This is a genomic window from Streptomyces sp. UNOB3_S3 (assembly GCF_020740895.1).
In the GTDB taxonomy this organism is placed as follows: Bacteria; Actinomycetota; Actinomycetes; order Streptomycetales; family Streptomycetaceae; genus Streptomyces.
Genome location: NZ_JAILXP010000248.1, coordinates 1 through 10991, shown reverse-complemented (window position 1 = coordinate 10991; position 10991 = coordinate 1). Strand labels below are relative to the sequence as shown.

General features: G+C 72.9%; 11 protein-coding genes. 10 read left to right on the top strand and 1 reads right to left on the bottom strand.

The window, feature by feature from the left end; all coding sequences use genetic code 11:
• Positions 1–94: 94 nt before the first annotated feature.
• Both K6I33_RS24045 and K6I33_RS24040 read left to right on the top strand, forming a co-directional pair.
• Positions 95–835 (top strand): SseB family protein, encoded by a 741-nt coding sequence (locus K6I33_RS24045; protein WP_229356603.1) that lies wholly within the window; start codon positions 95–97, stop codon positions 833–835.
• Between the two features lie 119 nt (positions 836–954).
• Positions 955–1779 carry an MIP family channel protein gene (locus K6I33_RS24040; protein ID WP_229356602.1) on the top strand — a complete coding sequence of 275 codons (825 nt, stop codon included), beginning with the start codon at positions 955–957 and terminating at the stop codon, positions 1777–1779.
• 40 nt (positions 1780–1819) lie between these two features.
• Here K6I33_RS24040 and K6I33_RS24035 read toward each other — a convergent pair whose 3' ends face one another.
• Complete coding sequence (locus tag K6I33_RS24035) at positions 1820–2191, bottom strand: DUF1844 domain-containing protein (RefSeq protein ID WP_126913404.1); 372 nt, start codon at positions 2189–2191, stop codon at positions 1820–1822.
• A gap of 327 nt (positions 2192–2518) precedes the next feature.
• Here K6I33_RS24035 and infC point away from each other — a divergent pair, with 327 nt between their 5' ends.
• The 8 genes from infC to K6I33_RS23995 all read left to right on the top strand — a co-directional run.
• Positions 2519–3187 carry a translation initiation factor IF-3 gene (gene infC / locus K6I33_RS24030; RefSeq protein WP_229356601.1) on the top strand — a complete coding sequence of 223 codons (669 nt, stop codon included), beginning with the start codon at positions 2519–2521 and terminating at the stop codon, positions 3185–3187.
• A gap of 128 nt (positions 3188–3315) precedes the next feature.
• Entirely contained in the window at positions 3316–3510 is a 195-nt protein-coding gene (gene rpmI / locus K6I33_RS24025) for a 50S ribosomal protein L35 (protein ID WP_126913401.1), read from the top strand.
• Between the two features lie 92 nt (positions 3511–3602).
• Positions 3603–3989: a 50S ribosomal protein L20 gene (gene rplT, locus K6I33_RS24020; RefSeq protein WP_229356600.1), complete on the top strand. Its 387-nt coding sequence runs from the start codon at positions 3603–3605 to the stop codon at positions 3987–3989.
• A gap of 138 nt (positions 3990–4127) precedes the next feature.
• Positions 4128–4961: an RNA methyltransferase gene (locus K6I33_RS24015; RefSeq protein ID WP_229356599.1), complete on the top strand. Its 834-nt coding sequence runs from the start codon at positions 4128–4130 to the stop codon at positions 4959–4961.
• Positions 4962–5054: 93 nt separating this feature from the next.
• Complete coding sequence (locus K6I33_RS24010; RefSeq protein WP_229356604.1) at positions 5055–6131, top strand: ATP-binding protein; 1077 nt, start codon at positions 5055–5057, stop codon at positions 6129–6131.
• A 140-nt stretch (positions 6132–6271) separates the two neighbouring features.
• Positions 6272–7393: a phenylalanine--tRNA ligase subunit alpha gene (pheS, locus tag K6I33_RS24005; RefSeq protein WP_229356598.1), complete on the top strand. Its 1122-nt coding sequence runs from the start codon at positions 6272–6274 to the stop codon at positions 7391–7393.
• Positions 7393–9903, top strand: a complete 2511-nt coding sequence (gene pheT, locus K6I33_RS24000) for a phenylalanine--tRNA ligase subunit beta (RefSeq protein WP_229356597.1) — start codon at positions 7393–7395, stop codon at positions 9901–9903. Before pheS ends, pheT begins: the two co-directional genes overlap by 1 nt.
• Positions 9904–10160: 257 nt before the next feature.
• Positions 10161–10991 (top strand): PP2C family protein-serine/threonine phosphatase (locus K6I33_RS23995; RefSeq protein ID WP_308297281.1); only part of this gene is annotated, 831 nt, incomplete at its 3' end.

Sequence of the window (10991 nt, the reverse complement as noted above, 5' to 3'; positions counted from 1 at the left end):
GCCCGGGACCCCGGTCCGGCCCCGTCCCGTGACCGGGGTCCCGGGCGGAGCCCCGGGCCCCGGGCCCGGAAGCCCCACCCGATACGCTCGGGCCGTGGCGCTCAAGAACATCCCGGACTCCCAGTTCTCCGACGACGACGGCTCCGCCGACCCCGCTCTCACCGAGGCGCTCGCCGCCTGGGCGGCGGACCGGTCGGCCGAGGCCGAGAGGCGGGTGCTGGCCGCCCTGCCGGGCACCCGGCTGCTCGTGCCCGTGGTGGCCGTGCTCGGCGAGGTGGAGACCGGGCCCGACGGGCTCAAGCGCGAGAAGACCAGCGACATGGCCGTCCCGACGCTCCAGGCGCCGGACGGCCGCCGCGCGCTGCCCGCGTTCACCTCCATGGAGACGATGCGGCGCTGGCGCGCCGACGCCCGGCCCGTGGCCGTGCCGCTGCACCAGGCGCTCCAGGCCGCCGTCCACGAGAAGGCGGACACCATCGTGCTGGACCTGGCCGGGCCCGCGACCTATCCGCTGACCGGCCCCGCCCTGCTCGCGCTGGCCGAGGGCCGCGACAGCGCGGACCCGCTGGCCGACCCCGCCGTCACCGGCGCCCTGCGGGCCGTCCTCGCGGCCGAGCCCGGGGTGCTGCGGGCGCACCTCACCCCGTCCGGCGAGGCCGACGGCACGCTGGCGCTGGTCCTCGCCGAGGGGGCGGCGGCCGGTGACGTGGTGCGCCGGGTCGCCGAGGGACTGGCCGCCGACGAGGTGCTGCGCGAGCGGCTGGTGCGGGGCCTGGACCTCGCCCTGCTGCCGGCGGCGGCGCACGTCCCCGGCGAGCCGCTCTTCAGCCGCTAGCCGCGCTGCCGGCCGCGCCGTCCGGCGGCGGCCGTGCCGCGGCGATCCCGACAGGCGCCCCGGGGGAGACCGTCCGACAATTTCACCAGGACGGTCCACGAGATCCTCAGGAGGTCGCCATGGACGCCCTGAAGAACGTGAAGCCGGCCCTGGCCAATCTGGACCCGGTGAAGACCAGGACCGCCGCTTCCGAGTTCCTCGGAACCCTGCTGCTGGTGCTGTTCGCCGTGGGTTCCGTCGTCCTCGCGGCCGACTACATCGGCGTGGTCGGCATCGCCCTGGCGTTCGGCTTCACTCTTCTGGCCCTGGTGTACGCCCTGGGGCCGGTGTCGGGCTGCCACCTCAACCCGGCGGTGACGCTCGGCCTGCTGCTGGAGCGCCGCATCACGATCCACACGGCGATCGAGTACTGGATCGCCCAGCTGGTGGGCGGCATCGTCGGCTCGGCGATCCTCTTCCTGATCGCCAAGCAGGTCCCCGGGATCAAGACCGACGGGACCTTCGGCAGCAACGGCTACGCGGACCGCTCGGCCGTGCACATCAACACCGGCGGCGCGTTCCTCGCCGAGGTCGTGCTGACCTTCCTGCTGGTGTTCGTGGTGCTCGCGGTGACCCACCGGGTCGCCGTCATGGGCTTCGGCGGGCTGGCCATCGGCACGGCCCTGACGGTGGTCCACCTGGTCGGCGTCCCGCTGACCGGCACCTCGGTCAACCCGGCGCGCAGCATCGGCCCGGCGCTCTTCGCGGGCGGCGCGGCCCTCTCCCAGCTGTGGCTGTTCATCGTCGCCCCGCTGATCGGCGGCGCCCTGGCCTCGTACGCCCACCGGGTCACCCACCCGCCGCACGGGGTCGCCATCCTCGCGGACGAGCTCGCGGCGCCCGAGCCGCTGGCGGGTACGGGCGAGGGCCGGCCCGACCGGCCGCACTACGGCGGCCCGGCCTGACCGGCCCTCGGCGAAGTCCTTACTACGCGACTACGCGCGACTACGCGTACACGGGTCCGGTGAACTTCTCACCGGGCCCCTGGCCCGGCTCGTCCGGGACGACGGACGCCTCGCGGAAGGCCAGCTGGAGCGACTTCAGGCCGTCGCGCAGCGGGGCCGCGTGGAAGTTGCTGACCTCGGTGGCGCTCGCGGTGACCAGCCCGGCGAGCGCGGTGATCAGCTTGCGGGCCTCGTCGAGGTCCTTGTGCCGCTCGCCGTCCTCGGCGAGGCCGAGGTTGACCGCCGCCGCGCTCATCAGGTGCACCGCGACCGTGGTGATCACCTCGACGGCGGGGACGTCCGCGATGTCGCGGGTCATGGTGTCGAAGTCGGGGGTGGGGTTCTCCCCGCTGGTGGGGGTCGCGTCGCTCATGGCGGACACGATACGTCCCGGTGCCGGATCGGTTCGCCACCGGCCGGTACGCCCGGTTAGCACGTCTGCTCCCCACCTGCTATCGTCGGTAAACGACCGGCTGAGCGCATCCGTGTGCCCGGCCCACAAGTGGAGCTCCGTTCTCCCACCTTGCCGATCACAGGTCGGCAGGTCTCCGGTCAGGCGGTAGCCATCGTTCCGTACGGACGATGGAACTGCCCGATAGCGCCCCGCGGCATGCCGTGGCGGTGTTCCGGTATGGAGCCCCGCCTGTGCCCGTCGGGGCATTTTTCATGTACCGGCGCGGTTGGTCTTTACGAAAAGACGTTGCGCGACGGCCCACCGAAGGGCGTCGCGTGGTGCTACCGAGGAGGCCCCATCAGCGCCGAGCCCCGCATCAACGACCGGATCCGCGTCCCCGAGGTGCGACTTGTCGGTCCCAGCGGCGAGCAGGTAGGCATTGTGCCGCTTGCCAAGGCCCTGGAGCTTGCGCAGGAGTACGACCTCGACCTGGTCGAGGTGGCGGCGAACGCACGCCCGCCGGTCTGCAAGCTCATGGACTACGGGAAGTTCAAGTACGAGTCGGCCATGAAGGCCCGTGAGGCGCGCAAGAACCAGGCGCACACGGTCATCAAGGAGATGAAGCTCCGGCCGAAGATCGACCCGCACGACTACGACACCAAGAAGGGTCACGTCGTCCGGTTCCTCAAGCAGGGCGACAAGGTCAAGATCACGATCATGTTCCGCGGTCGTGAGCAGTCCCGGCCCGAGCTGGGCTACCGACTGCTCCAGCGTCTCGCGGAGGATGTCCAGGAGCTGGGTTTCGTCGAGTCGAACCCCAAGCAGGACGGCCGCAACATGATCATGGTCCTCGGTCCGCACAAGAAGAAGACCGAGGCGATGGCCGAGGCCCGCGAGGCCCAGGCCGCCCGCAAGGCGGAGCGCCAGGGTGGATCCACCGCGGACGCCGCCGCCGAGGAGCCCGCAGAGGCGTGATCCCGGGGCCCTCGCGGCCCTGGTGCTCACTCCGGAGCGCCCCCCGCTCCGGACAGCAATCAACAGTTGACGCTTCACCGCGCCCTCACAGGGCCGTGGAGTGCCACCGACGAGGAGAGAACGGCGCTATGCCGAAGAACAAGTCGCACAGCGGTGCCAAGAAGCGCTTCAAGGTCACCGGCTCCGGCAAGGTGCTGCGTGAGCGCGCTGGCAAGCGCCACCTGCTCGAGCACAAGTCGTCCCGCCTGACGCGTCGCCTCACCGGCAACGCCGAGATGGCCCCGGCCGACGCCAAGAAGATCAAGAAGCTTCTCGGCATGTGACATTCGGCCCCGCGCCGAATGTCCACACCGGGACCCAATCGTTTTCGGGTCGTGTGAGAACCCACCGCGACCCCGCTACAAGGAGTTAACAAGTGGCACGCGTCAAGCGCGCAGTCAATGCGCACAAGAAGCGCCGGGCGATCCTCGAGCAGGCCAGCGGCTACCGTGGCCAGCGGTCGCGTCTGTACCGCAAGGCCAAGGAGCAGGTCACCCACTCCCTGGTCTACAACTACAACGACCGCAAGAAGCGCAAGGGCGACTTCCGTCAGCTGTGGATCCAGCGCATCAACGCCGCTGCCCGCCAGAACGGCATGACGTACAACCGCCTCATCCAGGGTCTGAAGGCCGCCAACATCGAGGTGGACCGCAAGATGCTGGCCGAGCTCGCGGTCAACGACATGAACGCGTTCGCCGCGCTCGTCGAGGTCGCGCAGAAGGCCCTGCCGGCCGACGTCAACGCGCCGAAGGCTGCCGCCTGATCCAGGCGCCGCAAGGCACCGACCGGACCCGCAGGCCACGCGGCCTGCGGGTCCGCTCGCGTCCGGGCCCCGGCACGTGGCGTGACCACACGCCCGCCGCACCGCACGCACCGCACCTCCGCTACCGAAAGTGAGCCCATGGCGGCCCCCGAGCTGACCTCCCTGCGATCGCCCCGTGTCATCGCGGCCCGCCGTCTTGCCAAGCGCAGCTTCCGCAGCAAGGAACGCCGCTTCATCGCGGAGGGCCCGCAGTCCGTCCGCGAGGCCGTCGAGCACCTCATCGAGGTGTATGTGACGCCGGACGCCGCCGAGCGCCACGCGGACATCGTCGCCGCCGCCCACGCCGCCGGGGTGCCCGTGCTCACCGCGACGGACGAGGTCATCGCGGAGATGTCCGACACCGTCACCCCGCAGGGCATCGTCGGCCTGTGCCGCTTCCTGGACTCGCCCTTCGAGGAGATCCTGGCCGGCCGCCCCCGGCTGGTGGCCGTCCTCGCGCACGTCCGCGACCCCGGCAACGCCGGTACGGTCCTGCGCTGCGCGGACGCCGCGGGCGCCGACGCCGTCGTGCTGACCGACGCCTCGGTGGACCTCTACAACCCCAAGTCGGTGCGGGCCTCCGTGGGCTCCCTCTTCCACCTGCCGGTGGCCGTGGGCGTCCCCGTCGAGCAGGCCGTCGCGGGCCTGAAGGCCGCCGGGGCGCGGATCCTGGCCGCCGACGGCGCCGGCGACAAGGACCTGGACGAGGAGCTGGACCAGGGCAGCATGGGCGGGCCCAGCGCCTGGATCTTCGGCAACGAGGCCTGGGGCCTGCCGGAGGAGACCCGGGCGCTCGCGGACGCCGTGGTGCGCGTCCCGATCCATGGAAAGGCCGAGAGCCTCAACCTCGCCACCGCCGCCGCGGTGTGCCTCTACGCCTCCGCCCGTGCGCAGCGCGCGTCCGGAGGGTGCCGCTCCGTGACCTCCAGCTAGTAGGGTGGCGCTCCGGGGGTCGGGAGGGGGTGCGGGTCGATGAGCGTCAGGACGTCCGGGAGCGCGGTGGTCGGCACATGCCCGGCCGCCTCCATGGGCTCCCCGGGACCGGCCGCCGGCCTCCACGCCGACGACCTGCCCGACGGGCTGGTCGTCGCCGACGCCACCGGCCGGATCACCTGCTTCAACGCCGCCGCGGCCCGGATCACCGCCGTGCGCCCGGGCGACGCCCTCGGCCGGCAGCTGGAGAGCGCCCTGCCGCTGGAGGACCTGGACGGCCGCCGCTGGTGGGCCGTGACCGACCCCTACGGCGGGCTCGCCACCCGCACCGGCCAGCCCGAGCGCAATCTGCTGCTGCCCGGCGGCCGCCAGGTGCTGGTCTCCGCCCGTTACGTCCGGGACCGGGCGGGCGGGCCGGTGGTGCGCGTGGTGGTCCAGCTGCGCGGCACCGAGGCGCGCCGGCGCACCGAGCGCAGCCACGCCGAGCTGATCGCCACCGTCGCCCATGAGCTGCGCTCCCCGCTGACCTCCGTCAAGGGCTTCACGGCCACGCTGCTGGCCAAGTGGGAGCGGTTCACCGACGACCAGAAGCGGCTGATGCTGGAGACGGTCGACGCCGACGCCGACCGGGTCACCCGGCTGATCGCCGAGCTGCTGGACATCTCGCGGATCGACTCCGGCCGCCTGGAGGTGCGCCGGCAGCCGGTCGACATGGCCGCCGCCGTCCGCCGGCACGTGGCGAGCTATACCCGGGCCGGAATGCGGCCCGAGCGGTTCGAGATCAAGGTCGCCGACGCGCTGCCCCCGCTCTGGGCGGATCCGGACAAGGTGGACCAGGTGCTGGGCAACCTCCTGGAAAACGCCGTGCGACACGGCGAGGGAGTCGTCACCATAGAAGTGACACCAGCACTGATGAAGGCCCACGCGGAGGGGACGGCGGTCACCGTGAGCGATGAGGGCCCCGGTATCCCGGAGGAGTCGATGGCCCGCGTCTTCACCCGCTTCTGGCGCGGGAGCAAGCGCGGCGGCACCGGCCTGGGGCTGTACATCGTCAAGGGCATCGTCGACGCCCACGGCGGGACGATCACGGTGGGGCGGGCCGCCCACGGCGGCGCCCAGTTCCGATTTACCCTGCCCGTGGGTGCCCCGGCCTTCCTCACCCAGGCCTGAGCCGCGCCCCACGGGCTCACCCGACCACACGCGCCCCTTAGACTCGACCTTTGGCACCTTTGGCAACCCCTCTGGTCAATGTCGTCGAGCGAAGCCGCGCGAGCGAAGCCAAGCCAAGCCAACCGGAAGTACGGGAAGAGATGTCGGCACCCAATAAGTCGTACGACCCTGTCGAGGTCGAGGCACTGAAACCGGAAGAGATCGAGCGGATGCGGGACGAGGCGCTCGCCGCCTTCGCCGCGGCCGCCGACCTCGAGGCCCTCCGCGAGGCCAAGGCCGCCCACATGGGCGACCGCTCCCCGCTGGCCCTCGCCAACCGCGAGATCGGCGCCCTGCCGCCGCAGGCCAAGGCGGAGGCCGGCAAGCGCGTGGGCATGGCCCGCGGTGCCGTGAACAAGGCCCTCGCCGCCCGTCAGGCGGAGCTGGAGGCCGAGCGCGACGCCCGTGTACTGGTCGAGGAGGCGGTGGACGTCACCCTGCCGTACGACCGCGTGCCCGCCGGCGCCCGTCACCCGCTGACCACGATCGGCGAGCGCATCGAGGACGTCTTCGTGGCCATGGGCTACGAGGTCGCCGAGGGCCCCGAGGTCGAGGCCGAGTGGTTCAACTTCGACGCGCTCAACATCGCGCCGGACCACCCGGCCCGCACCATGCAGGACACCTTCTTCGTGCGGGGCGCCAGGAAGGACGCCGACTCCGGCGTCGTGCTGCGCACCCACACCTCCCCGGTGCAGATCCGCTCGATGCTCGACCGCGAGCCCCCGGTCTACGTCATCTGCCCGGGCCGCGTCTACCGCACCGATGAGCTGGACGCCACCCACACCCCCGTCTTCCACCAGGTCGAGCTCCTGGCCATCGACGAGGGCCTGACCATGGCGGACCTCAAGGGCACCCTGGACCACATGGTGCGGGTGCTGTTCGGCGAGGACATGCGGACGCGGCTGCGCCCGTCGTACTTCCCGTTCACCGAGCCGTCCGCCGAGATGGACATGGTGTGCTTCGCCTGCCGCGGCGAGTCGGTGGGCAACCCCGACAAGGCGTGCCGCACCTGCTCCAGCGAGGGCTGGATCGAGCTGGGCGGCTGCGGCATGGTCAACCCCCGGGTGCTGACCGCCGCGGGCATCGACCCGGAGAAGTACAGCGGCTTCGCCTTCGGGTTCGGCATCGAGCGGATGCTGATGTTCCGCCACAACGTCGAGGACATGCGAGACATGGTCGAGGGTGACGTGCGCTTCACCCGGCCGTTCGGGATGGAGATCTGATGCGCGCCCCGCTTTCCTGGCTGCGGGAATACGTCGACCTGCCGGCCGGCCAGACCGGCCGCGACGTGCAGGCCAAGCTGATCGACGCCGGCCTGGAGGTCGAGCGCGTCGAGCAGCTCGGCGCCGACCTGACCGGCCCCCTCGTCGTCGGCAAGGTCCTCACCATCGAGGAGCTGGAGGGCTTCCGCAAGCCCATCCGCTTCTGCACCGTCGACGTCGGCACCGCCAACGGCACCGGCGAACCGCAGGAGATCGTCTGCGGCGCCCGCAACTTCACCGTCGGCGACAAGGTCGTCGTCGCGCTGCCCGGCGCCGTGCTCCCCGGCGACTTCGCCATCGCCGAGCGCAAGACGTACGGCAAGGTCTCGCGCGGCATGATCTGCTCCGGCGACGAGCTGGGCATGGGCGACGACGGCACCCACGGCATCATCGTGCTCTCCAACGAGCACGAGGTCGGCACCGACGCCGTCGAGCTGCTCCAGCTCGTCGACGAGGTCCTCGACATCGCCGTCACCCCCGACCGCGGCTACTGCCTGTCGATGCGCGGCATCGCCCGCGAGGCCGCCACCGCCTACGGCCTGCCGCTGCGCGACCCGGCCCTGCTGGACGTGCCCGCGCCCAACAGCTACGGCTACCCGGTCGCCGTCGCCGACCCCGCCGGCTGCGACCGCTTCACCGCCCGCACGGTCACCGGCATCGACCCCGAGGCCCAGTCGCCGATCTGGCTCCGCCGCCGCCTCCAGAAGGCCGGCATGCGCCCGATCTCGCTGACCGTCGACATCACCAACTACGTGATGCTCGAACTGGGCCAGCCGCTGCACGCCTACGACCGCGCCCGCCTGGACGGGACGATCGGCGTGCGCCGCGCCGCTCCCGGCGAGAAGCTCACCACCCTCGACGGCACCAAGCGCGTCCTGGACGCCGAGGACCTGGTCATCGCCGACAACCGAGGCCCCATCGGCCTCGCCGGTGTGATGGGCGGCGCCGAGACGGAGATCGCCGACCACGCCGCGGGCCAGGGCTCGACCGACGTGGTCATCGAGGCCGCCCACTTCGACGCGGTCGCCATCGCCCGCGCCGCCCGCCGCCACAAGCTGACCAGCGAGGCGTCCAAGCGCTTCGAGCGCGGCGTCGACCCGCAGGCCGCCTCCGCGGCCGCCCAGCGCACGGTCGACCTGCTGGTGCTGCTCGCGGGCGGCACCGCCGAGGCCGGCGTCACCGAGGTCGTCGCCCCCAGCGGGCCGCGCACCATCTCGCTGCGCGCCGACCACCCGGACCGCGTCGCCGGTCTCGAGTACGGCCGGGAGACCGTCGTCCGCCGCCTCCAGGAGGTCGGCTGCGACGTCTACGGCCAGGACGAGCTGATCGTCACCGTCCCCAGCTGGCGGCCCGACCTCACCGACCCCAACGACCTCGCCGAGGAGGTCATCCGGCTGGAGGGCTACGCCAACGTGCCCTCGGCGCTGCCCGCGCCGCCCGCCGGACGCGGCCTGACCCACCGCCAGCGGCTCCACCGCCGCGTCGGCCGGGCCCTGGCCGGGGCCGGCTACGTCGAGGTGCTCAACTACCCCTTCATCGGGGACTGGGCCCTGGACCACCTGGGCCTGGCGGCCGACGACCCGCGCCGCACCACCGTGCGCCTGGCCAACCCGCTCTCCGAGGCCGAGCCGGCGCTGCGCACCACGATGCTGCCGGGGCTCTTCGCCGCCCTGCGCCGCAACGACAGCCGCGGCGAGCACGACCTGGCGCTCTTCGAGACCGGCCTGGTCTTCCAGCCGACCGGCGACGAGGGCGTCCCGGCGCGGCTGCCCGTCGACCGCCGTCCCACCGACGAGGAGATCGCCGGCCTGAACGCCGCGCTGCCCCGGCAGCCGCGCCGTGCCGCCGTCGTCCTCGCCGGCGCCCGTGAGCGGGCCGGCTGGTGGGGCCAGGGCCGTCCGGCCGGCTGGGCCGACGCCGTCGAGGCGGGTCGCGCCGTGGCCCGTGAGGCCGGTGCCGAGCTGATCATCCGTCAGGACCAGTCGGCGCCGTACCACCCGGGCCGCTGCGCCGTGTTCTCCGTCGTGATCGACGGCCAGGAGGTGGCCGTCGGCAACGCCGGTGAGCTCCACCCGCGCGTCATCAAGGCCTTCGGCCTGCCGGAGCGCACCTGCGCCATGGAGATCGACCTCGATCTGCTGGAGCGGGCCGCCGACGGCGCCGTCCAGGGCCCGCACGTCTCCTCCTTCCCGGTCGCCACCCAGGACGTCGCGCTCGTCGTCGACTCCTCGGTCCCGGCGGCCGACGTCGAGGCCGCCCTGCGGGACGGCGCCGGCGAGCTGCTGGAGTCGCTGCGCCTGTTCGACGTCTTCACCGGCGCCCAGCTCGGCGAGGGCCGGAAGTCGCTGGCCTACGCGCTGCGCTTCCGCGCCGCCGACCGCACCCTGACCGCCGACGAGGCCTCCGCCGCGCGTGACGCGGCCGTCCAGGCCGCCGTCGAGCGCACGGGCGCGGTGCTGCGCGGCGCGTAGCGCCCGGTGGCGGGCCCGGTCACGACCGGCGGGCATCGTCGTCCACACGCCCAGGGGCGCCCCGGATTCTCCGGGGCGCCCCTGGCGCGTACCGGCCCTTCCGGACCGGTTCCCGGACCGGTATCCCCCGATCGGGTGGAATCGACGCATCGGGCCTCTGCACCGGCTCGTGCGATCGCGAGAATCTAGCGCGTCTTTGCTGCTAGGGGGCCGACGGCATGATCCGCACAAGAGCGGCTCGCTTCCGGCGGGGTTTCGTGTTCGTACTGCCAGGGTTGTGGGTCTTCGCGGTCGTCGTCTGGGAACTCCGCAGCCCCCTCGGTACCCAGTTCATCGAACTCCTCGCCGCCACACCCGCGATCGCCTGCGCCGGCACGGGACGCCGCCGGTGCGTCCTGCTCGGCGGCCTGTGCGCACTGCTCGCGCTCGTCCCGCTCGGCCCGTCCGGGCGCGACGGGAGCGGCGCCAGGATGGGCACGTGCGGCGCGGTCCTCGTCGTCATCGCGGCCAGCTATCTGACCTCCGGACGCACCCTCCGGCTCGCCCGGGAGCTGGAGCGCGCCCGGGAGGTCGCGGTCACCGCGCAGACCGTACTGCTGCGCCCCCTGCCGCCCCTGCTCGACGGCATCGCCCTGGCGAGCCGCCATGTGTCCGCCGACGAGGGGGCGCTCGTCGGCGGCGACCTCTACGAGGCGCTCGCCACCCGGTACGGCGTGCGCGTCGTGATGGGGGACGTCAGCGGGCACGGACTGCCCGCTCTCGGCACCGTCGCCGCCCTCCTCGGCAGCTTCCGGGAAGCCGCGCACGACGAGGCGGAGCTGCCCGACGTACTGCGCCGCCTGGAGCGCTCCCTGCACCGGCACCTGAGCGAGCGGGACCAGCGGACCGTCGGCACCGGCGCCCGGGACCGCCGGGATCCCGAGGAGTTCGCGACCGTACTCCTGCTGGAGGTCCGGCCGGAGGGCGAGGTCATGGCGCTCAACTGCGGGCACCCCTGGCCGTACCGGCTCCCCGCCGACCGGGCCGGCGCGCCCCTGGTCGCCGTCCTCGCGCCCGGCGACCCGATGCCCCCGCTCGGGGTGCTCCCC

Excerpts from the sequence above, each read along its gene's own strand:
- K6I33_RS24040 (WP_229356602.1), top strand. The coding sequence starts at position 955 with ATGGACGCCCTGAAGAACGTGAAGCCGGCCCTGGCCAATCTGGACCCG.
- K6I33_RS24035 (WP_126913404.1), bottom strand. The coding sequence starts at position 2,191 with ATGAGCGACGCGACCCCCACCAGCGGGGAGAACCCCACCCCCGACTTC.
- rpmI (WP_126913401.1), top strand. The coding sequence starts at position 3,316 with ATGCCGAAGAACAAGTCGCACAGCGGTGCCAAGAAGCGCTTCAAGGTC.
- K6I33_RS24015 (WP_229356599.1), top strand. The coding sequence starts at position 4,128 with ATGGCGGCCCCCGAGCTGACCTCCCTGCGATCGCCCCGTGTCATCGCG.
- K6I33_RS24010 (WP_229356604.1), top strand. The coding sequence starts at position 5,055 with ATGGGCTCCCCGGGACCGGCCGCCGGCCTCCACGCCGACGACCTGCCC.
- pheS (WP_229356598.1), top strand. The coding sequence starts at position 6,272 with ATGTCGGCACCCAATAAGTCGTACGACCCTGTCGAGGTCGAGGCACTG.
- pheT (WP_229356597.1), top strand. The coding sequence starts at position 7,393 with ATGCGCGCCCCGCTTTCCTGGCTGCGGGAATACGTCGACCTGCCGGCC.